We start from the raw sequence: 21,951 nt of genomic DNA on the forward strand, positions 1-21,951 counted from the left end.
CCTGGCGGTTTGCGCAGTTTCAGCAATTCTCCAGCCTACGTGAGACCGCCGGTACCTGACCACGCGTCGAGGGCGCTATGCTGGAGGGACATTCGACAGGGGAGCACCCACGCTGGTGCTGAGAGTGCGCGACGCAAGCGCAGACCCTCGAACCTGCTTCCGGTTAGCACCGGCGAAGGAAGTCGAGAATTCTCTCCCCGCACGGATTCTGCCGCACGCGGTGGGCTCCGTGCGGCCCCTCCACTACACCGATGGAGGATCCATGCTCAACCCGACCTCTACGCGCCGAGCGCGTACCGCCCTCACCGTGTCCGGCCTCGCCGTCGTCAGTACTCTGGCGCTGGCCGGCTGCTCGCTGACCGGAGGATCCGGTGACTCCAACGGCTCCGATGAGGCTGGGGAATCCGGCGGCACCGTGACCATCATGACCCACGACTCGTTCGCGATCTCCGAAGAGCAGATCGCCGAGTTCGAAGAGCAGTCCGGCTACGAGCTGGTCACTACCGCGCCCGGGGACTCCGGCGCCCTGGTGAACCAGTTGATCCTGCAGAAGGACTCCCCCACCGTGGACGGGGTGTACGGCATCGAGGACTACTCCACCGCCCCGTTGGTGGACGAGGGGGTCATGGCTGAATATTCGTCGGAGGCACTGCCCGATTCCGCACAGGAGCTGCTGGCCGACGGCGACGCGGTTGGCTACTTCACCCCGATCGATCAGGGCCAGGTGTGCATCAACGTGGACGACGCCTGGTTCGCAGACGATGCCAGCAACACCGACGAGCTGGCCGCTCCCACCTCGCTGGAGCAGCTGCGTGATCCGGAGTATGCCGAGCTGCTCACCGTGATCGACCCGAACACTTCCTCCCCCGGGCTCGCATTCCTTGCGGCCACCGCCACTGCCTACCCCGACGGCGAATGGGAGAACTACTGGAGTGACCTGCTCGACGGCGGCGCGACCGTGGCCTCCGGCTGGTCGGACGCCTACTACGTGGAGTTCTCCGGATCCGACGGCGAGGGCCCCTCCCCGCTGGTGCTGAGCTACTCGTCGTCGCCCGCTTATGAGCCCACCACCAGCATCATCGAGGATTCCTGCTCCCCGCAGGTCGAATACGCCGGGGTCGTCGAGGGCGCGCAGAATCCGGAAGGCGCCCAGGCGTTCATTGACTTCCTGCTCTCCGAGGACTTCCAGGCCTCGCTGCCGGAGGCGATGTACATGTACCCGGTGGACGACAGTGTTGAACTTCCCACCGAGTGGACCGAGAACGCCCAGCTCGCCGAGGACCCGATCCGGCCGGACACCGCCGAGGTGGCCGAGCAGCGCGCTGACTGGCTCACCACCTGGACCGAGCTCTACGAGTCCTGACCCTGCACCGCATCGGCCGGCCCCTCGCATGGACGCTGGCGGGAACACTCCCGCTGGCGTTCCTTGCCGTGTTCTTCGCCTGGCCCGTCGGAGCCATGCTGACCCGCGGGTTTCTCGGCGAGCACGGGGTCGACCTCACCGGGTTCGCCGAAGTGCTGGGCAGTGCGCGCAGTTGGCGGATCATCGGGCACACCCTGTTCATGGCGGTTGCTGGGACGGCGGGGGCGGTGCTGCTGGGCATCCCCGGCGCCTACATCCTCTACCGGTGCCGGTTCCCCGGTCAGTCGCTGCTGCGCGGAATCTCCACCATCCCGTTCGTACTGCCCACCGTGGTGGTGGGGGTGGCCTTCCGCGCCCTGTTCGGCCCCGGCGGGCCGCTGCAGTTCCTGGGTCTGGACCAGACGACGGCGGCGGTCGTTCTCGCGATGGTGTTCTTCAACTTCTCGGTGGTGGTGCGCCAGGTGGGCGCGCTGTGGCAGGTGCTGGACCCGCGCACCGTGGATGCCGCGCGCACCCTGGGCGCCTCCCCGCTGCGCGCGTTCACCACCGTCACCCTGCCCGCGCTCGGACCCGCCATCGCCTCCTCCGCGGGGTTGGTGTTCCTGTTCTGTTCCACCGCCTACGGGATCGTCCGCTCGCTGGGCGCGCCGGGTGTAGGCACCGTGGAAACCGAGATCCACCGGCAGACCCACGTGTTCCTGGATCTGCGCACCGCCGCGGTGTTCTCGGTGCTGCAGTTCGTGTTCGTGCTCGCCTCGGTGGGGCTCACCCAGGGAGTACTGAAGCGCACCACCACCGGGCTGCGGCTGCAACAGTCCCACACCCACCGTCTCACCCGCGCCGACGTCGTGCCCCTGGCCCTCACCCTGGCCACCGTGGTGCTGCTGGTCTCCGGGCCCCTGGTGTCCCTGGTGGTGCGCTCGTTCCGTACTGCTGGCGAGTGGAGCGTAACTAATTACCAGCTGCTGGCCACCAGCTCCGGGACCGGGTACGCCGGCGGTGCCACGGTGCTCGAGGCACTGGAGCATTCCGTGCGGATCGCCGTCGACGCCACGTTGATCACCCTGGTGATGGCGGTGCCGCTGGCGTTTCTGCTCACCCGCCCGGTGCGCACCGTGTGGGGGCGGCGGCTGCAGCGCGGCATGGATGCGCTGATCATGCTGCCGATCGGGGTGTCCGCGGTGACCATCGGCTTCGGCTTCGTGGTCTCCGTGCAGCTGGCCGCCCCGCAGCTGGCCTACTCCGGCGCCCTGGTGCCGCTGGCCCAGTCGGTGGTGGCGCTGCCGATGGTGGTGCGCACCCTGGTGCCCGTGTTGGGTGCGATCAGTCCCCGGCTGCGCGAGGCCGCGGCCACCCTGGGCGCTTCCCCGCTGCGGGTGCTCGCTACCGTGGACGGGCCGTTCCTGCTGCGCGGTCTCGGCCTGGCCACCGGTTTCGCCTTCGCCATCTCGCTGGGCGAGTTCGGCGCCACCAGTTTCCTGGCCTCCCCCGAGCGCCAAACCCTGCCGATGCTGATCGTCCAATTGCTCGGCCGCCCCGGCGCGGACAACTACGGAATGGCGATGGCCGGCTCCGTGCTACTGGCGGTGATCACCGCCGCCGTGCTGCTGATCTGCGAGCGCCTGCGCCCGCGCGCCCTGCGCGACCGTGCCCCCGAACAGACGCTGGGCTCCAGCCTCGCCACGCCCTCAACCCAGAAAGTCGGTGCCCTGTGAGTGTCCCCGCCGTGGAATGTCAGCAGGTGTCCATCACCTACCCCGATGGCTTCACCGCGGTACAGGACATTGACCTGGCCGTGGCCCCCGGGGAGATCGTCGCCCTGCTCGGGCCCTCCGGCTCCGGCAAGTCCACCCTATTGCGCGGGCTGGCCGGCCTGGAGCGCATCACCTCCGGGCGGGTGTTGATGGACGACGTCGTCGTGGACGGCCCGGGCGTGATCCCGCGTCCAGTGCATCAGCGAGGCTGCGGCATGGTGTTCCAGGACGGCCAGCTGTTCCCGCACCGCACCGTGGGGCGGAACATCGCCTACGGGCTGGAAGCCGCCGGGGTCCCGAAGCCCGAGCGCAGGGAGCGGGTGGCGCAGATGCTACAGCTGGTTAGCCTGGAGGGGTTCGAGAATCGCCCGGTCACCACCCTGTCGGGCGGGCAAGGCCAGCGAGTTGCCCTGGCACGGTCCTTGGCGCCGCGGCCGAAGCTGCTGCTGCTCGACGAGCCGCTCTCCGCCCTGGATCGCGACCTGCGCGAGCGCCTGGCCGTGGACATCCGCCAGATCCTGACGTCGACCTCCATCGCCGCAGTCTTCGTCACCCACGACCACGACGAGGCTGCCACCGTCGCCGACCGCATCGTCACCATCGACGCCGGTCGGATCATCACGGCCTAGAGATGACACTTTTTGACGCTCCGGTGGTCACTCCCGTAGGGCACTCCACCACCGTGGAGGGATGATTCTCACCGGCCTCATCCTGGGCACCGTGCTCGATGCGTTCGGGGTCATCTCCCTGGAGGCCAGCACCTTCCCGTGGCTGGGCACCATCATCGGCGGATTCATCTTCGGATTCGCCATCGTGCTCGCAGGCGGATGCGCCACCGGTACCTATTACCGTGCCGATGAGGGCCTGGTGGGATCCTGGCTAGCGCTGATCTTCTACATGATCGGCGCCACCGTGTTCCGCGTCGGACCGCTGTCCGACACCACCGACGGCATCCGATCGATCGAGACGCAGAACGGCTCGTTCCAGGAGGCGCTGGGCGTGAGCCCCTGGATCTTCGTCGCCATCCTTGTCGCGGTGGTCGCGGTGGCCGCCGCACGCCAGCTGCAGCGGGAGCGTCTGCGTCCTCGGGTCACCCTGCCCGCGTCGAAGACGGGGCTGGCCCACCTGCTCATCGGTTCCTTCATCGCTGCAAAGGCATCCGATGAGTTCAAGATCCGTGTCCCTGACGCCCAGACCACGGTGCGCTCGATCATCGGCGGCATCCTCATGGGCTGGGGCGCAGCCTGGGCCGGTGGCTGCACCATCGGCAACGCCATGGTCAACACCGCGACCTTCAGCTTCCAGGGCTGGACCGCTCTGCTCTTCATGGTGTTGGGCACCGGCGCCGCAGCGAAGATCTTCATCATGCGCCACCAGGGAACCGGCAGCCGTCCACCGACGGCCAGGTCTGCCCCTTCCCCCTGGTGGAGGCCAAGCAGGCCATGGAGCAGCTGCCGGCGGGTGACGAGCTCGTCATCAACTTCGACTGCACCCAGGCCACCGACTCGCTGCCCGAGTGGGCCGCAGAGAACGGCTACCCGGTGACGGAGTTCGTCAAGCGCGGCGCCGCCGAGTGGTCGATCACCGTGCAGAAGCCCTGACCAGAATTGACGAGGCGCCCTGCGGGATACGTGGCGACAGACTCTTCATGACCTTTAGCGGCTCTTCGGACATCCGGTGGGGTCAGGGGATGAGTCCGCCAGCGGCGAGGAGCATTCGGAGCCGGTAGTTGTCGCGGTTGCGGAATCCTCTCGCGAGGCGGCGGTGGAGCTCGATGATCCCGTTCACGGCCTCGGTGCCGCCGTTGTTCGCGCGGCCGGTGGTGAAGTAGGCCACGAACGCGTCCCGCCAGCGGCGGAGGGTGCGGCCGAGGCGGGCGATCTCGGGGATCGGGCAGGTGTGGAACGTCTCGACGACCTGCTCGGCGATCCGCCGCCCGGCGGCGAGGTCCTTCTGGTGGTAGGCGGAGCGAAGTTGCTGCGCGCACTGCCACGCGACGAACACCTCGTCGTGCGCGGGGTCGGCCTCGATCGCGGCGGTGAGCCGTGCTCGCTGTTTCTCGGTGAGGTTCTCCGCGCCGGCGCGGAGGATGGTCTGGATCCCGTAGAGCGGGTCGCCCTTACGGCCGCGATGCCCGAGAGTGTCTTGCTGGACGCGCCGGCGGACCTCGTCAACGGCGGCGGTGCCGAGCTTGACGACGTGGAACGCGTCGAGCACCGCGGTGGCGTCCTGCAGCTTGTCGTCGATCGCAGTCTTGTATCCCGCGAACGGATCGAGAGCTGCCACTCGCACGTTCTTCCGGAACGCGTCGCCACGATCACCGAGCCAGGAGGCATACGCCTTCCCCGATCGGCCCGGGACGAGATCCAGCAGCCGGGCCCGCGTCTTTCCGTGCTCGTCGCGGGTGAGGTCGACCATCCCGGTCAACTCCTTCGGGCCGCGCTTGCGGGGGTCGACGTGGTGCCAGATGTGCTCGTCGACGCCGAGCGTGGTGACGTTCTCGAACCGGGTCTCATCGACGGCCAGCTTGACGAGTTCGGGTTCGACGGCCCGCCACACCGTCTTCCACGACGTCCCGAGCTGCCGGGCCAGGCCCGCGATCGTGGCATGCTCGCGACGCAGCTGCCCGATCGCCCAGCCGATAGCGCGCGTCGTGATCGACCCGCGCCGGGCAACCAGCGACGGCAGCTGCTCCGTGAACGTCTTCCGCAGACAGCCCTCGTCGTCGCATCGCCAGACCCGCTGCCGCCACACGATCCGCACCCGGGTCGCTCCGGGCACGTCATGCAGCACCCGCCGGCGGCGCCCTCGACCTGTCGCGACGACACCGCACGACGGGCACCCGGCAGGCGCGGCGGGGCTCGAGACCGTCACGACCAGCAGCCCGTCGCGACGGTCGACGTGCTCGACATGAACACCGGGAAGGCCGACCAGCAGGTCACAGCGGGCACACGGACAGCAAGCAGAGCGCGCCGAAGCGCACCCCGAAGTAGGGTGAAGCATGTCGAGGTCCTCGGGGTAGATCAGAGAGTTAGCGCTTCTGATCCTCGGGGACCTCGACCCCTACACGCCAACCATCACCCGGCGAGCCCTACCCCCACCGGATGTCCGAAGAGCCCCTTTAGCGACCAGTCGATGAACCACCGACTGGCCGCTGACACGGGTTTCACCGGTACGTGCCCGCGCACCGTCATCGCGAAATCATCGCTGGGAAGCGCATGAATCTCGACGTCCCAACGGTCCACCCACTCGGCCGCCACCGCATCCGGAACGAAAGCAATCAGTTCCGTACGCGACACCACCGCCGGAATCGACGCGAATCCGGACAAGTGCACGGATCCGCGCACCGGTGGCGGCATGAGTGCTTCCACCAATGTGTGGCCGGTCGAGCCACGCACCACGACACGCGGCAACTCGACGAGTTCCTCGGTGGACAGCCTCTGCTCCCCGAAGCGACCCTGCCGGGTGACGCAACAATAGTGTTCCGCACGGAGTACCTCCGAGCGCACGGGACCTGCCAGCGGTGTCGACGAGACGGCCACGTCCAGTTTCCCGGCAACCAAATCCTCCACGACGGTCGCCGTATTAACGTTCACCACATCCAAACTGCACCCAGGGGCACGCTGGGCCAACACAGCCACCAGCTCCGGTAAGAACACCGCCTGACCGAGGTCCGTCAAGGCCACCCGGAAAGTGATCTGAGCCGTTGCCGGGTCAAATGAGTGCAGGCTGGTCACCGCGCGTTCCACCTGATCCGTCACTCCGCTGACCTGCTCATAGAGCTCCACCGCGCCACGTGTCGGCTCGATGCCACGGCCCACCCGGCGGAACAGCTGATCCCCGCTGGCCCGGCGCAGTGTGTTCAACGTCTGCGTCACCGCGGGCTGTGAGAGCTTCAGCCGCTCCGACGCCGCCGTGACCGAGCCTTCTTCCATCACCGCACAGAACACCCTGATCGCATTCAGATTCACCATCGTTCTCCCCTCCGCGTGATTCGCGACCGGACTACCATCATTAACGCTATCTTATGGGTCAGGCGCTGAATCTTTATTGGACTTGCGTGATTTGGGTTACCTAGGCTGTGAGCAACGTCATCGCCCTCGCTTCGAGGGCTCGCGGAATCACAGGAACGAGGCTCCCCATGACCACCACCGCATCCACCACCTCCGCCGTCGAGCTGGCCGCCAGCGCCATCGAGCAACTGCGCGCGGGCGCGTTCATCGCCGGCGCCTGGAAGGACGGTTCCTCCGAGCGCGAGATCACCATCTCCGCAGCCATCGACGGAGCGGTTCTGCGCACGTTCACCGGATGCTCGACGGCTGACGTCGACGCCGCGTATGAAGCAGCCGAGGCCGCTCAGCAGGAATGGGCCGAGCTGCCGCCGACCGAGCGCACCGCCGTACTGCTGCGCGCCGCCGAGATCTTGGAATCCCGCCGCGACGAGGTCACCGCGTTGTTGCGGGTGGAATCCGGATCCTCCGCGTTGAAAGCCAACATCGAGGTGAGCTCGGCGATCGGCATCACCCGCGAGGCCGCCACCTTCCCCACCCGCGTACACGGCACCATCCACCCCTCGGTGTTCCCCGGCAAGGAGAACCGCGTCTACCGCGAGGCCCGTGGTGTTATCGGTGTCATCTCCCCCTGGAACTTCCCGTTGCACCTGTCGATGCGCTCGGTGTCCCCGGCCCTGGCGCTCGGCAACGCCGTCGTCGTCAAGCCTGCCTCTGACACCGCCTACACCGGCGGGCTGATCATCGCCGAGATCTTCGAAGAAGCCGGCTTGCCGCAGGGGCTGCTCTCCGTGGTACCCGGGTCCGGTTCTGAGATCGGCGATCACGTGGTCACCCACCGGGTTCCCTCAATGATCTCCTTCACTGGTTCCACCCCGGTGGGCCAGCGCGTCGGCTCGCTTGCCGCCCAGGGCCACCTCAAGCATGTTGCTCTGGAGCTCGGCGGCAACGCCCCGTTGGTGGTACTTGACGATGCTGACATCGACGGCGCCGTGAACGGCGCTCTGATGGCCAAGTTCCTACACCAGGGCCAGATCTGCATGGCCGCCAACCGCATCATCGTCGACGCGTCTATCCACGACGAGTTCGTGGAGCGCTTCGTGCAGCGCGCACAGCAGCTTCCCGTGGGCGACACCGCCGACGAGTCGGTGATCATCGGGCCGGTGGCCAATGACGATCAGGTCGAGACCGTCTCATCCCTCATCCGCTCCGCCCAGGAGCAGGGCGCACAGCTCGTCACCGAGGGCGGCATCGACGGACGCGTGATCCACCCGCACATCTTCGCCGGAGTCACCGAGGACATGGAGATCGCCCAGAAGGAGATCTTCGGCCCCGCCATCGGCATCATCAAGGCCCAGGACGAAGCCGACGCGCTGCGCCTGGCCAATCAGACCGAGTTCGGCCTCTCTTCCGCGGTGTTCACCCGAAATGTCGAGCGCGGGCTGCGCTTCGCCCGCGGCATCCGGGCCGGTATGACCCACATCAACGATTCCACGGTCAACGACGAGCCGCACGTGATGTTCGGCGGCGAGAAGAACTCCGGGATCGGCCGTTTCAACGGCGAGCAGGCCATCGAGGACTTCACTACGCTGCACTGGATCGGCGTGCGCCAGGAGATGGGCCCGGTCCCGTTCTAAACGGCGTCACCAGCATCCACCACCTTTACCTGACTGACCGGCACCGATCCGTAGAGGACTCCACCATGACCGACACCGACCGTACCGTGCTCGACAGCACCCTCGACGTTTTCCAAGCCCACGGCCTGACCACCATCTTCGGCAACCCGGGCTCCAACGAGCTGCCGTTCTTGGCGGGACTGGACGAGAACTTCGACTTCGTGTTGGGTCTGCACGAGCAGGTGGTGCTCGGCATGGCGGAAGGCTACTCACGCGCCACCGGCGGACCGGCCCTGGTCAACCTGCACGCGGCCTCGGGCAGCGGCAATGCCATGGGTGCGCTCACCAACGCCGCCTATGGGCAGACGCCGCTGGTGATCCTCGCCGGTCAGCAGGTACGGTCCACGGTCGGACAGGAGACGATGCTGGCGAACGTGAACGCCACAGCGCTGCCGGCTCCGCTGGTCAAGCACGCCCATGAGCCTCTGTCACCGCAGGACGTGCCGCGCGCCCTGTCGCAGGCGATCTTCGAGGCCACTACCGCTCCCTCGGGTCCGGTCTACGTCTCGGTGCCCCTGGACGACTGGGATCGACCTGCCTCCGACGACGACGCGCTGCTCACCGAACGCACCGTGGTCAGCTCCGGTCAGCTCACGGCGGACATCGCCGATCACCTGATCCAGGCGATCGGTGATGCCGGACGCCTGGCCTTGGTGGTCGGCCCCCAGCTGGACGCTGCCGCGGTGCGCGATCACGGGGTCATGGACGCCGCCGTGCAATTGGCTGAGAAGACCGATGCGTCAGTGTTCGTGGCGCCGTCACCGAACCGCGCCCCGTTCCCCACCACGCATCCCAATTTCGAGGGCGTGCTGGTGCCGGGGGTGAAGTCGGTGCGCGACCGGCTCGCTGACTACGACACAGTGCTGGTCCTGGGCGCCGCCGTGTTCCGGTACCACCGGTGGGAGCCCAGCAACTACCTCACCGCCGGCACCCGGGTGCTGCACGTGACCGAAGATCCCAGCGAAGCCGCCCGCGCCCCCTTCGGCGAGGCCGTGGTGGCCGACGTCGCAGCAGCGGTCCGCACCCTCGCCGCCGGCGTCAGCGACGGGGGAACCCGCCGTGGCGAGCCCGGCTCCCGCACCCTGCCCGCCGCCCACACCTCGGAGGAGGGCATGACCGGCACCGAGATCCTAGAGGTGCTCAACCAGCACGTCGATGAGACGGTCACCTACATCAACGAGACCACCACCCTGGATCTCGAATACATCGAGCGGATCGCCATTGACCGCCCCGGGATGTACCACTTCCCGGCCTCCGGTGGCCTGGGCTTCGGCCTGCCAGTGGCGGTGGGGTACGCCCTCGGCGCCCCGGAGAAGACCGTGGTGGCCACCATCGGGGACGGCTCCGCAAACTTCGGCATCACTGCCCTCTACACCGCCGCCCAGCGCGGCACCCGCACGATTTTCATCATCGTGAACAACAGCGGCTACGGGGCCCTCTCCGGTTTCGCCCAGCGCATGGGGGTTCCCGACACCCCCGGCCTGGAGGTCCCCGGCATCGACTTCGTCTCCATCGCCGAAGGCTACGGTGTGCCCGCCCAGCGGGTGGACAACCGCCAGGACTTCGACGCCGCCTACACCCGCGCCCTCGCTGCCGAGGGCCCCGTCCTCATCGACGTCCGCATCGTCTGACGACACCACCACCCAATTCATCTCATTGCTCACGCAACTCACCTCAAGGACACATCATGGCCACTTCATCACTACGCAGCACCCGCCGCTTCGCTTCCTCCGTGGCAGCGCTCAGCGTCACCGTACTCGCTCTCGGTCTCACCGCTTGCGGGGAGTCCGAAGGCGGCGGCACCGAGTCCATCGAACTCAATGTCGCGTCCTGGGCCACCCCAGGCAGTGTTTCAGAGGAGATGGGCAACTGGTGGTATGAGCAGGTTGAAGAACGCTCGGATGGGCGTATCACCTTCAACATCGACGCAGCAGACTCTCTCTGCAGCGCTTCCGAGATCCCGGAGTGCGTGCGCGACGGTCGCGCTGATCTGGGGCAGTCCCTCACGGACTACGCTTCACAGCTGTTTCCTCAGGCCACCATCTCCAGCATCCCGTTCCTGAACAACAACAGCGAGGCCGTCACCCAGGCCGTCTACGATCTGAGCCAGGAGCACGAGGGCGCGGCCGCGCTCTGGGAGCAAAACGGCCTGCACCCCATCGCCCATGTGCCCCCGGGTCGTCTGCTGCTTGGTGGTCACACCGATCTTGCCTCGATCGACGACCTGCAGAACCTACGACTGCGCATGGCCGGCCAGTACGCCCAGCATGCCGTTGACGCCATCGGCGTCAACTCCGTAACACTGACCGCACCGGAGACCTACGAGGGTCTCGAGCGTGGCATTGCCGACGCCGCCGCGTTCCCTCTGGACGGAACGATCACCTATCAGCTCAAGGATGTTCTTCCTGAGTGGACCGACCCGGGGGTAGGCACCTACACGACCATTGGCATGTGGATGAACAAGGAAGTTTACGACTCCCTGGACGACGAACTCCGCAGCATCGTCGACGAGGTCACGGAGGAGTTCAACCGAGAGCACGCTCAGCGGATCTTCACCGAGGTCACCGCCGAGCAGTGCGACGCCCTGCTCGAAGACATCGGCGATTTGCGCCAATGGGATGAATCCGAAACCGCACGCTGGGCTGACGCACTCGGCAACAGCCTCGAGGATCGCTGGGTCGAGGACGCCGAACGTGACGGGCTTGAAGGTGCTGCCGACTATCTGGCCGCGTACAAGGAGAAGCTCGACACCTTCGAGGGTCAGGTCCGCGAAGACCCGGCCATCGAATGCGCTGGACGAAGCTGACCCACATCGTTCCCATTGAGCCCACTGAATTCAGGTCATCATGTCTACGACTCGCACACATGAACGTGGCAGCGTGCTCAGGTGTGCCGGGATGTTCATCTCGGCACCTCTGGCAGCGCTGGCCTCCATCTCCACTCTGATCATCATGGTCGCCGTGACCATTGATGTGGTTTCGCGCAATTTCCTCGGCAGGTCAGTACCTGGACTCTTGGAAATGAGCGAAACGGCACTTGTGGCCACGGTTTTCCTCGGCCTCGCCTATGCGGGCGCCACCAACGCCCACGTTGCTGTTGATCTGCTCACGGATCGGTTTCCGCAGGCTTTCGCTCGCCGGTTCGCCGGGGTCGTCTGGTTGCTGGCATCGGGGATGGTGCTCTGGTATGTACTAGCCACCCTGGATCGAGCGCTGCAGAGTACCTCCTCGCGGGAGATCAGCCAGGGTCTGATGCAGTGGCCCCTGTGGCCTTCCCGCTGGCTGGTGGTGATCGGCTTCGCCACCTTCCTCCTCATCGCCCTGATCAACGCTGCCCTGTCCTTCATGAACGAGCCGCTGCTCGGCGAGGACGAGGACACCACTCTCGAGACCAAGGACATCCCCTCATGAGCGCCGGAATCGCCGTTGTCATCGTCGTCGTTCTGCTGATCGGCCTGCTGCTGACCCGTATGCCGGTGTGGGTGGCCCTCGGGCTCTCCGGAGCCATCGGGCTGGTGCTGCTCCGTGATGAACGCTTCACGAGCGGAATGCTGGCGTCGACCGCTTTCGAGCACACCTCAACGTTCTCGCTGACCATCATCCCGATGTTCATTCTGCTCGGAGTGTTCGCCGTGCGCGCTCGGATCGCCGAGCAGGTCTTCGCTATCGCACGTCGAGCATTCCAGCGTCTTCCCGGCGGTCTGGGCATCGCCACGGTGGCAGCTTGTGCCGGGTTCGCGGCGGTGTCTGGATCGACTATTGCCACCACCGCCACCATGTCGAGACTGTCGATCGGCGAGATGCGCAAGGCCGGCTACTCCGCCAGTCTCGCCGGCGCGCTGGTCGCGGTCTCCGGCACCCTGGGCGCGATGATCCCTCCGAGTCTGTTCCTGGTGCTCTACGCCATCCTGACCGGCGAATCGATCGCTGCCATGCTCGCTGCCGGCATCATCCCGGGACTACTCTCGGCCATCGCCTACTCGATCTACATCATGGTGCAGTCTCGCAAGCAGGTGACCCCGGCGAATACGGCGTCGTCGAAGGTTCCCGCAACCGTCGGCGGCGGCTCCGGGGAGCTCGCCGGCGAACTGGACACCACCATCACCAACCTACAGATCCGCCAGGACAACCAGCGTCTGCCGCTGCGCGGGCTGTTCCGCCTGGCCGTCATCTTCCTGATCATCATGGGCGGCATCTACTCCGGACTGTTCACCCCCACCGAGTCCGCCGCCATCGCGGCCCTGTTCAGTCTGCTGATCCTGATCCTCGAATTCCGCCGCGACGGAGCGCGCCGGATCGGCCATGAGATCGTGGAGGCGCTGAAGGAGACGGCCAAGACGACGAGCATGGTGTTCGCCATCATCGTCGGATCCGCCCTGCTGTCCGTCTTCTTCGTGGTGGCCAGAGTCCCGAAAACCGTCACAGACGCGGTCACCTCCCTCGACGTGCCGAATTGGATCATCCTGGCGCTGCTGTTGGCGTTCCTCATCCCGCTGGGCACCGCACTGGAGTCCATCTCCATCATGGTGATCACGGTGCCGCTGATCTACCCGGCCGCCATGGCCATGGGATTCGACGGCGTCTGGCTCGGCATCCTGATCGTGAAGCTGATCGAGATCGGCATGGTCACCCCGCCGGTCGGCATCAACTGCTTCGTGGTGGCCGGCACCGCCAAAATCCGTTCCTCGGATGTGTTCCGCGGCATCTGGCCGTTCGTCGTCATCGAGATCCTGCTGGTTGCCGTGTTCTTCGCATTCCCCAGCATCACCCTCTGGCTGCCCTCCATCGTCCAGTAACGCGCGGTGGAGCCCGGCGACGAACCACGCCCCAGGGCCCCACGCCCCTCCACGAAAGGACCGAACTTCCATGACCATCGCGATACTCGGAGCCGGGGCCATGGGCCAGCTCTTCGGCGCCCGGCTGGCCGCCGCAGGAAACACGGTCACCATGATCGACGTCGACGCCGACACCGTGGCGGCGTTGAACACTAGCGGTATCACCGTAACAACACCGATGAGCAGCTTCACGGTCCCAGTGTTGGCAGCGCAGGCGCAGGATCTGACCGATTCGGTCGACCTCGTCTTAGTATTCACCAAGGGGTCTCACACGTCCGACGCTCTGGATTCAATCCGTCACGTGGTTGACGAGCGTACGGTAGGCCTCACGCTCCAGAACGGGGTGGGAAACGAACGGGCGATTATCAACCTCTTGGGCGAAGACCGAACGCTAATGGGCATGACAAGCTTCCCTGCAGACCGGAAATCTCTCACTGAAATTGGCACCGTGGACAGCGGAGCGGTGATTCTTGGAGACGCCGCGCTTACAGAGTCACCTTCGGAACTAGCCGAGCAGACTGCGACGTTGCTGCATTCGGCGGGGCTCCAAGCCAGATCGCATCCGGACGTTCGGGTGCCGATCTGGGAGAAGCTCATCTTCAACGCGGTGATGAATACTATAGGCGGAGCCACAGGCCTCACTGTCGGCGACGTAGGCCGCCTCCCCGAAACGCAGCAATGGGCCGAAGAGATCATCCGAGAATCGTTGACCGTAGCAGGCGCCCTCGACATCGCCATCTCCGAACAACGTATTCGAGCGACATTGACGATGGCCTATCGGGAACATGCCGATCACCTGACCTCGATGACCGAAGACGTGTTGCAGGGCCGAGACACGGAGGTGGAGACGATCGGCGGTGCGATTCTCTCCGTAGCAGAGGCACACGGGCTCCCCTCTCCGGTATTGAGGATGCTCTGCGATGTGATCCGGCTCCGCACCCTCGCCTCCAAGAATCGTAGGAGCATCGGATAGGCGGCTTCCCAAAGTCAGCTCTCAATCCGAAGATACGGCACAGTCCAGCTTGACCACGTAATTCACAGGCCACTCGTCGTCGCCTTATGAGAAGTGGTTCTCGTATCCACGTCCTCGAGCCAGGAGCGCCGCTAACCACACCTACCACTTCAAACGCCTCACAAAGGTGGAACTGCGTGCCCCGAGATACGCACCGACGCAGAATTTCAGGTCAAAGGTTCACGTCGCTAACGCACTAATAAGGAATGTAACGGTTGTCCATGGACTTCTTCGCCACTCAGAATGTTTTAGGGGCCGAGAATCTGCCGGAAGCCAGATTGCTCCGCTGACTACACTCAGCTCACGACACCATCAGCAGCTCTGCACGCAAGGCATTCTTCTCGTCTTTCGACAGCGACGTACGCGAGGTCAACGTCGGTGCGGAGCCGATCAGCAGACGAGTATAAGGGTGTTGTGGCGCCTCGATGATCTGGCGGGTGGGACCCTCTTCGACGATCCGCCCCTGATACAAAACCACGGTTCGATCAGTGATGCCCGCGACGGAACCCAGATCGTGGGAGATGAAGATCAACGAGATTCCTCGGTGACGCAACTTTTCCAGCAACTGCAGAACTTGAACTCGGTTTGCGGCGTCGAGAGCACTCACCGGCTCATCGAGGATGAGTAACTCTGGCTCAACGATCAGTCCCCTCGCGACGGAGACACGTTGTCGCTGACCACCCGACAGCTCCGCAGGGTATCGGTCCAACAGTGCTGACTCGAGATTCACATCAATCGCTAGCTCTTCTACCTTGGAACGGATCTCCTCCTGGGAGAGTCGACCCTGGATGCGCAGAGGTTCGCCCAGGGACCAGCCCACGGTCTGGTCTGGGTCGAGGCTTCTCAACGGATCTTGGAAGACGTACTGAAGTGTGCCGGTTCGGCGAAATTCGGCCCATTGACGAGGTGACTGCGTTGACAGCTCTTCGCCACGGAACCTGATACTTCCGTCGGATGGCTTCTCTAACCCGAGAAGGGTGCGCGCCAACGTGGTCTTGCCTGACCCGCTTTCGCCGATAACACCGACGGCTTCCCCCTCGCGAACGGAGAAGTCGATGTTCTGGAGAATGTGGCGCCGCGAACGCAGTGTCCCGAGGTGAACGTCCATGCCTGCCGTGTGAATCAACGTGGCTGAAGAATCATGGTGATGGTTCATGGACGACTCCTTTCAGGGGACAAGACCTTCTCAAGCCCGTACTTTTCATGTTCGTCGACCAACAGCCGGGTGTATTCATGTCTTGGATGATGAATGATGTCCTCGACGCTCCCCTGGTCGACGATCTCACCGTTCCGCAGGACGATGATCCTGTCGCATAGTTGCGAGACCACAGCCAAGTCGTGAGAAACGACGATGAGTGCGAGTTGACGTGTCTGCTGCAACTCTTGAAACAGGTCCAAGATTTCCGCCTGAACGGTCACGTCCAGTGCGGTGGTCGCTTCATCGGCGATCAGGACCTCAGGGTTCAGTGCTAGCGCGCCAGCAAGAAGGACACGTTGGAGCATTCCGCCCGACAGCTCGAAGGTATAGCGCTGAAACAGGTCTTCTGGAGAAGGCAAGTGCACTTCTTTGAACAAGCGCAGCACTTCTGTTTTGGCGTCACGTCGATTCAACCCTCGACGGATCCGAAGCGGTTCAGCGATCTGCGATCCGATCTTGATCGAGGGGTTGAGGTACGAACCGGGATCTTGGAAAACAGCACCGATGCGCACCCCACGGACCTGCTGCCATTGTTGGTCGGACAGGCCCACGGCGCTGTTCCCGAAGACTCGAGCCGTTCCTCCGGTGATCTCGAATCCGCGGGGCAGAATCCCCAGAAGGGACCTGCAGGTGATGGATTTACCGCTTCCGGATTCGCCGACAAGGCCCAGTACTTCTCCTGGATGAAGCGTCGCGGAGAAACCGCTTACCACGGCTTCGCCGGTATAGGAATTCGTAATCGTGACCTGGTCGTATTCAACCAGAGCGTTCTCAGTCATCAGGAGCTCACCGCTTCCGGTTTCACAATTTTCTGTGCGGTGCTTGGCACCGCGTGTGCCTGCTTTCCGAGCGCGCGGCCGGCGTCGCCAGCCACATCGCGGATGCCATCGGCGATAGCGTTCAGTGCCCAGACAGTGCCCATAATCAATGCGATGGGGAAGAAGGGCGCGTACGGACGATACGTCAGGTAACCCAAATCGGAGGCGAGCACGCCGCCCCATGTCGGTGCTGGTGGTTGGACTCCTACCCCAATGAAGGTCAGGCTCGCGATCACAACGAGCCCGGCGCCCATAGTGTTGGCAACGGCCACGCCCAAAGCGGGAATGACCTTCGCTGAAATGTGGTGACGTACGACCCACCAGGTTGAGGCTCCGTTCAGCACAGCCGCTTCAACATACTGCGAGCTCACGGCAGCCAATGCCGCGGCGCGAGCCACGCGGTAAAAGACGGGTGAGACGAGGAGTCCGACGGCGATCATCGCCTGATGCACGCCGTTGCCCAGAAGAGCGGTCATGGCAACGGCCACGACGAGAAACGGCAACGCGATCAGCGTGTCGATCACGCGCAGTGTCACCCACTCGAAAACTCTGCCAAGGTACACGGACAGAATCCCCGGAATCGCACCCACGACGAGGGCGATCACCGCGACTTCGACCGCACCGAGCACGCTGATTGTGGCGCCCGACAGAATGCGGCTGAAGACATCCCGCCCCATGTAATCCGTGCCCATCCAGTGAGTCCAACTGGGATGTTGCAACGTCTCGGGGCTACGAGCCAGAGGATCAAATGGAGCCAAGACAGGGCCGAGCAGAGCCAAGCCCAGAATCAACACTAAGAACACAGCTGCGATGCGAACGCTGAGCAAACGACTGAGATTGCGGAGCATGTCTGCTTACACCCCTCTCTGTGATGCCGGCGTTAGACGGTTCAGGATGATGTTCACGATGACGTTGAAGACCACGACCAACACGACGGCAATCACCAAGACACCCTGGACAGCTGGCACATCTCCGCGGATCGCGGACTCGCTGGCGAAGAGCCCGTACCCGGAGAGTCCGAAAATCGCTTCGGTGACCACAGCTCCGCCGAGCAAGTTCGGGAATTTCATCCCGAGGATCGCAATGGAGGGGCTGGCACCGTTACGAAGAACGTGCACGAAGAAGGTCCGACGCGGACTCAGCCCGCGAACCAAGGCACCCACCGCGTAGTTCTGCCGCTGTGAATCGACGAGTCCGGTGCGCAACTGCCGTGCCACATCTGCGATCGTGTCAAAGCTCAGTGCCAGGGCCGGCAAGATCAGATAGCTCAGCCATGCACCGAACCCGGAACTCAACGGAACATAACCGGCAGCGGGCAACCATCCCAGACCGACCGCGAAAATGGCCACCAATCCGATTCCTACGACGAACGGGGGCATCGTCGAGATCAGCGTGGTGAACCCGGTGATGCTTCGGTCCACCCATGTTCCCTGTAGCACTGCCGCAAGTGATCCAAGGATAAATCCGGCAACCACCCCGATCAGGAGCGCGATTCCGGCTGCGGAGAGACTGACGATGGCTCGGCCCCACAACAGGTCTGCAATGCCCTGGTTGTTGTACCAGCTGGTTCCTAAATCGCCCTGGAGCAAAGCCGTGAACCAGGTCCAGTACTGCACCAGGAACGGCTGATCGAGCCCCCACTCCTGCTCCAGCTGGGCGGCCAGCTCGGGAGTCGCTGATTCGCCCAACTGCACGTAAGCCGGGCTGAGGCCACTGAGATGTCCTAGCAAGAAGGTGAGGAATGTGCCCAAGATAAAGACGGGGACAAACACACCAGCGATCCGGCCGACGGTCCACACGACATTCCGCGCGCGCCGACGCCATGCACTCGATACTCGCTTCGATTGAGGACCGTCCCCTGAGGTTGATGAGGATTGATCGGTCACTTGCGCTTCCGCATCGGAGCGCTCGATACTGCTCGTGTGGGCTCGTGAGTTCGTTGCGGTGGTTAAGCTCATCGCGTCTCCTTCCTGTCCAATCCGTTCAACCTGTGCCGCGCCCATCGAAGATCACTCCTCGATGGTCACGCCCTCCCAATGGATCTGTCCGGGGACCTGCGGCAGTTCAGAGATTCCGGACTGACCGAAGATGTTCGGCTGGCTGTAGGTGAAAATGGTCGGGCTGTTCAGCACGCCCAGCTCCGTTGCCTTCTGCAGATTCTCCTCGTAGTCCGGGGAGTCCAAGGGGGTTTCTCGAGCGAGTGCTACAGCCTCGAGGAACTCGTCATTCTCATACTCACCTGCGCCGTTGAGCGGCCCATCGGCACCGAAGTGTGCGGTGAGCGTCTGGACGGGTGATTCGCGCCCCGTCGTGCTGTAGGTCGAGATGGGAAGCTCTTTGGCAAAGAACGGCTGCTCCCAATTCGGGATGATCTGCAGGTTGAGGTTGATCCCCACGTCGGCGAGCTGAGACTGAATGATCTCGTTCGCCGGCGCGTCATCACGCACAGCGAAGTTCACCGAGACCTCGCCTTCCTCGTATCCGGCGTCTTCGAGGATCTCCTTCGCTTTCTCAGGGTCATAGGGCCACGGATCCTCGACCTCAGGGCTCCACGCGAGGTACCCCTCGGGGAACGGCTGAGAGACAGGTTCCCCATAGCCAAAGGTGACCGCGTCGACTAATTCGTCGCGATCGATCGCGTAGCGGGCCGCTTCGAGGACAGCCGGGTCATCGAACGGTTCCAGGTGGTGGTTGATGGTGATGTTGGCTGCGTTGAACCCTGGATGGGTCACCACATCGAAGTCGGAATTTTCGGCCGCTTGTGCTTGTGCCGGTGGCAGGTCCGCAAAATTATAGGTTCCCGTTTGCAGCGCGGGGACCAGCGAGGCTTCGTCAATACCCCAGTGGATCTCGACGCGGTCGATGTTGATCTCATCCGCGTTCCAGTAGTCCGGGTTCTTCTCGAAGTACGCGTGCGAATCCGGGACGATTTCCACCGGGGTGAACGGCCCGGCTCCCACTGGCGTCTGCGTCAGGTCGTCTGGATCGGCTTCAGGAGAGGTGATCAAGGCAACTCGGCGCCCGAGCAACAGCGGAATCTGGTGATCGACCTGGGTGAGGTGGAAAGTGACCTCGCGCTCGCTGTCTGCAGTGATGTGGTCAATCGAGTCCAAGTCATTGGCAAGGGCCGAATCTTCTTGTTCAATGGCACGCTCGACATAAGATTTGACGGCCTCGGCATCCAACGGAGTGTCGTCTTGGAACACCAAGCCCTCACGCAGGGTGAAGGTCACGGCATCGCCGGCTTCGTTGTATTCCCACGATTCTGCGAGCCCCGGCACTGCCTCGCCGTCCTCGTTGATCTCCGTCAGCGATGCGTATGCGAGCGCCAGCTGGTTGAACTGGAACCCACTGCCCTGCACCACCGGGTCCCAACTCCACGGACTCGTTCGCGGCGCCCACTTCAACACCTGATCGGCTTCGACGCTGTCACCTCCGCTAGCGTTTCCACCGCATGCGCTCAAGGCAAGCATGGAGGCAGCGAGGGTCAGGGCGATGAGCTTCTTCGGTGACTGATGTGGTCGTGGAGACATGTCGTTCTCTTTCGTTCTGAAGTCGTCACAGGGCGACGGGCTATGCGGTCTGCTCGACGAGCGAAGACGCGGGGCGCTGGTGGGGAATGAAGGGCAGACCGAGGTTCTCGCGCAGCGTGCTGCCGGAGTATTCGCTACGAACGACGCCACGTTCACGCAGGATGGGGAGCACCTCATCGGTGAACCGCGAGAACTGCTCGTGAGTGCGATAGTGCACGTTGAGTCCGTCGAAGGCGCCTCCTTCGAACCATTCCTGCACGGTGTCAGCCACGGTTTCCGGGCTGCCCACGAAGGGAGAGCGCTTCGGAGCGGTGAACCGCGTGACTACCTCACGCAGCGTCAGGTTCTCCTCCTTCGCGACGGCACGAATCTTGTCAGCACGGGTCTTGAAGCTGCGATCCCCCAAATCCTGTAGATCAGGGAACGGTGCGTCGAGGTCGTACTGGGTGAAGTCGTGCCAGCCGAAGGAGCGCCCGAACTGACCGAGATCCTTATCGAAGTCTGCGTCCTGCTGATGATTCGCCGTTTCACGGTCACGCGCATCGGCGTCGGAATCGCCGACGACGATCTCCATGCCCGGCATGACCAGCACCTCGTCGGGGTTCCGGCCGAAGCGCTCGGCCCTGGCCCGCAGATCAGTGCGGAACGCTCGTCCTGATTCGAGGTTGGCAGCATGGGTGAAGATCCCCTCACCGACCGCTCCGCCCAGGTCTCGACCAAACTCGGAATCACCAGCCTGGAAGATCACGGGCTGCCCTTGAGCCGATCGTTGCACGTTGAGCGCCCCATCGAGGGTGAAGTGCGTTCCCCGGTGATGCACCTCGTGCAGCTTAGAGCGGTCCAGGAACTGTCCCGTGGCCCGGTCGCGTGGGAAGGCGTCGTCTTCATAAGAGTTCCAGAGTTGCTGTACCAGTCGCACGTGCTCCAGCGCCCGACCGTAGCGATCGTCGTAGTCGTAGTGCTGTTCCAGGCCGAAGAGTCGGGCTGTGCCTTCATCACCGGTGGTGACAACATTCCAGCCGGCCCGACCGCCACTGATCAGATCGAGCGAGGCGAAGCGGCGAGCCACCAGGAAGGGATCCTCGAAGGAGGTGGTGATCGTGCCGACGAGCCCGATGTTCTTCGTGAGTGCGGCGAGCGCCGAGAGGATCGTGAACGGCTCGAAGCGGTTGAGGTAGTGGGGCGGCGAATCAGGGGTGATGAAGTGGCTGTCCACGATGAAGATCAGATCGAACTTCGCTGCCTCGGCCAGCCGCGCCTGGTGAGCGTAATACTCCAGGTTGACGCTGGCGTCCCCCGGAACCGAAGCGTCTTTCCACACACCATGGTCTCCAGGACCGCCTGCGCCCTTGAGCACAGCTCCCAGTCGCAAGTATCGACGTGATGACATCTGAGTTCCTCTCCTCCGGATCGTGGCCCGTCGCGGTGCTGATCACGCATCCGTCCACTTCACTGAAACAACACAACGGAATGAACAGTCAGTCTTTATGTTCATTTTTGTTCAGCTGCTCGGTGCCGCGGATCTCTACCGACCACCACGTGGCGATCGACGCGTCCAGCAACAACTCCGCCACCGAACGGGCATGACCACCATGGAAGCACAGGATTTCGCTGAAACAACCCTGGAATTGCAAGGAACTTATCTAGAAGTCACGCTTCTTCACATCCGCGCACTCATGCTTCCACCCGCCGATCCGATTGCGTAGATGACGGGGTACGGATACCGTTTCAGGCAGAGACCTGCCAGAATTTA

The 21,951-nt window shown here is 63.9% G+C and carries 20 protein-coding genes, 1 pseudogene and 1 riboswitch; of the genes and pseudogenes, 13 read left to right on the forward strand and 8 right to left on the reverse strand.

Annotated features, from left to right (window positions below; translation table 11 throughout):
• Nucleotides 1–87 precede the first annotated feature (87 nt).
• Nucleotides 88–198, forward strand: a riboswitch (TPP riboswitch).
• A gap of 64 nt (nt 199–262) precedes the next feature.
• From P8192_RS12630 to P8192_RS12650, 5 genes and pseudogenes are all read left to right on the forward strand, one after another.
• Nucleotides 263–1,363: a thiamine ABC transporter substrate-binding protein gene (locus P8192_RS12630; RefSeq protein WP_278157372.1), complete on the forward strand. Its 1,101-nt coding sequence runs from the start codon at nt 263–265 to the stop codon at nt 1,361–1,363.
• Nucleotides 1,364–1,431: 68 nt separating this feature from the next.
• A complete protein-coding gene (locus P8192_RS12635) occupies nt 1,432–3,078 on the forward strand; it encodes an ABC transporter permease (protein WP_278157373.1) in 1,647 nt (548 codons plus the stop codon).
• The gene (locus P8192_RS12640) at nt 3,075–3,746 is read left to right on the forward strand and encodes an ABC transporter ATP-binding protein (RefSeq protein WP_278157374.1); all 672 of its coding nucleotides are present in this window, start codon (nt 3,075–3,077) and stop codon (nt 3,744–3,746) included. Before P8192_RS12635 ends, P8192_RS12640 begins: the two co-directional genes overlap by 4 nt.
• A 61-nt stretch (nt 3,747–3,807) precedes the next feature.
• A pseudogene (locus tag P8192_RS12645) lies at nt 3,808–4,398 on the forward strand (YeeE/YedE family protein); the annotation flags it as partial.
• Nucleotides 4,399–4,538: 140 nt separating this feature from the next.
• On the forward strand, nt 4,539–4,718 hold the full coding sequence (locus P8192_RS12650; RefSeq protein ID WP_278159830.1) for a sulfurtransferase TusA family protein: 180 nt from the start codon (nt 4,539–4,541) through the stop codon (nt 4,716–4,718).
• Nucleotides 4,719–4,800: 82 nt separating this feature from the next.
• On the opposite strand, the gene P8192_RS12655 is transcribed toward P8192_RS12650, so the two are convergent.
• On the reverse strand, nt 4,801–6,120 hold the full coding sequence (locus P8192_RS12655; protein ID WP_278157375.1) for an ISL3 family transposase: 1,320 nt from the start codon (nt 6,118–6,120) through the stop codon (nt 4,801–4,803).
• 74 nt (nt 6,121–6,194) lie between these two features.
• Nucleotides 6,195–7,091: a LysR family transcriptional regulator gene (locus P8192_RS12660; RefSeq protein WP_278157376.1), complete on the reverse strand. Its 897-nt coding sequence runs from the start codon at nt 7,089–7,091 to the stop codon at nt 6,195–6,197.
• 167 nt (nt 7,092–7,258) lie between these two features.
• On the opposite strand from P8192_RS12660, the gene P8192_RS12665 reads away from it, so the two are divergent.
• The 6 genes from P8192_RS12665 (at nt 7,259) to P8192_RS12690 (ending at nt 14,610) form a co-directional block, all read left to right on the forward strand.
• Nucleotides 7,259–8,764 carry an aldehyde dehydrogenase family protein gene (locus P8192_RS12665; protein WP_278157377.1) on the forward strand — a complete coding sequence of 502 codons (1,506 nt, stop codon included), beginning with the start codon at nt 7,259–7,261 and terminating at the stop codon, nt 8,762–8,764.
• A gap of 65 nt (nt 8,765–8,829) precedes the next feature.
• Nucleotides 8,830–10,434 carry a benzoylformate decarboxylase gene (mdlC, locus tag P8192_RS12670; protein WP_278157378.1) on the forward strand — a complete coding sequence of 535 codons (1,605 nt, stop codon included), beginning with the start codon at nt 8,830–8,832 and terminating at the stop codon, nt 10,432–10,434.
• Between the two features lie 56 nt (nt 10,435–10,490).
• Complete coding sequence (gene dctP / locus P8192_RS12675; protein ID WP_278157379.1) at nt 10,491–11,609, forward strand: TRAP transporter substrate-binding protein DctP; 1,119 nt, start codon at nt 10,491–10,493, stop codon at nt 11,607–11,609.
• 91 nt (nt 11,610–11,700) lie between these two features.
• Nucleotides 11,701–12,213, forward strand: coding sequence for a TRAP transporter small permease (locus P8192_RS12680; protein ID WP_278157380.1), 513 nt, complete (start codon nt 11,701–11,703; stop codon nt 12,211–12,213).
• The gene (locus tag P8192_RS12685; protein WP_278157381.1) at nt 12,210–13,598 is read left to right on the forward strand and encodes a TRAP transporter large permease; all 1,389 of its coding nucleotides are present in this window, start codon (nt 12,210–12,212) and stop codon (nt 13,596–13,598) included. Before P8192_RS12680 ends, P8192_RS12685 begins: the two co-directional genes overlap by 4 nt.
• 70 nt (nt 13,599–13,668) lie before the next feature.
• Nucleotides 13,669–14,610 carry a ketopantoate reductase family protein gene (locus P8192_RS12690; protein ID WP_278157382.1) on the forward strand — a complete coding sequence of 314 codons (942 nt, stop codon included), beginning with the start codon at nt 13,669–13,671 and terminating at the stop codon, nt 14,608–14,610.
• A gap of 340 nt (nt 14,611–14,950) precedes the next feature.
• On the opposite strand, the gene P8192_RS12695 is transcribed toward P8192_RS12690, so the two are convergent.
• The 6 genes from P8192_RS12695 to P8192_RS12720 all read right to left on the reverse strand — a co-directional run bounded on the left by P8192_RS12695 (nt 14,951) and on the right by P8192_RS12720 (nt 21,588).
• Nucleotides 14,951–15,805, reverse strand: a complete 855-nt coding sequence (locus tag P8192_RS12695; protein WP_347403411.1) for an ABC transporter ATP-binding protein — start codon at nt 15,803–15,805, stop codon at nt 14,951–14,953.
• Nucleotides 15,802–16,626 carry an ABC transporter ATP-binding protein gene (locus tag P8192_RS12700; RefSeq protein ID WP_278157383.1) on the reverse strand — a complete coding sequence of 275 codons (825 nt, stop codon included), beginning with the start codon at nt 16,624–16,626 and terminating at the stop codon, nt 15,802–15,804. The genes P8192_RS12695 and P8192_RS12700 overlap by 4 nt, the downstream gene beginning before the upstream one ends.
• Complete coding sequence (locus P8192_RS12705) at nt 16,626–17,513, reverse strand: ABC transporter permease (protein WP_278157384.1); 888 nt, start codon at nt 17,511–17,513, stop codon at nt 16,626–16,628. The genes P8192_RS12700 and P8192_RS12705 overlap by 1 nt, the downstream gene beginning before the upstream one ends.
• 6 nt (nt 17,514–17,519) lie before the next feature.
• Complete coding sequence (locus P8192_RS12710; protein ID WP_278159832.1) at nt 17,520–18,464, reverse strand: ABC transporter permease; 945 nt, start codon at nt 18,462–18,464, stop codon at nt 17,520–17,522.
• Nucleotides 18,465–18,674: 210 nt separating this feature from the next.
• Nucleotides 18,675–20,198, reverse strand: a complete 1,524-nt coding sequence (locus tag P8192_RS12715) for an ABC transporter substrate-binding protein (RefSeq protein WP_278157385.1) — start codon at nt 20,196–20,198, stop codon at nt 18,675–18,677.
• Between the two features lie 40 nt (nt 20,199–20,238).
• Nucleotides 20,239–21,588: an LLM class flavin-dependent oxidoreductase gene (locus P8192_RS12720; RefSeq protein WP_278157386.1), complete on the reverse strand. Its 1,350-nt coding sequence runs from the start codon at nt 21,586–21,588 to the stop codon at nt 20,239–20,241.
• Here P8192_RS12720 and P8192_RS12725 point away from each other — a divergent pair.
• Complete coding sequence (locus P8192_RS12725; RefSeq protein ID WP_278157387.1) at nt 21,582–21,785, forward strand: hypothetical protein; 204 nt, start codon at nt 21,582–21,584, stop codon at nt 21,783–21,785. The two genes, P8192_RS12720 and P8192_RS12725, sit on opposite strands and share 7 nt — an antisense overlap.
• Nucleotides 21,782–21,904, forward strand: coding sequence for a hypothetical protein (locus P8192_RS12730; RefSeq protein WP_278157388.1), 123 nt, complete (start codon nt 21,782–21,784; stop codon nt 21,902–21,904). The genes P8192_RS12725 and P8192_RS12730 overlap by 4 nt, the downstream gene beginning before the upstream one ends.
• Nucleotides 21,905–21,951 lie beyond the last annotated feature (47 nt).

Origin of the sequence: Citricoccus muralis (assembly GCF_029637705.1) — a bacterium.
Taxonomy (GTDB): domain Bacteria; phylum Actinomycetota; class Actinomycetes; order Actinomycetales; family Micrococcaceae; genus CmP2.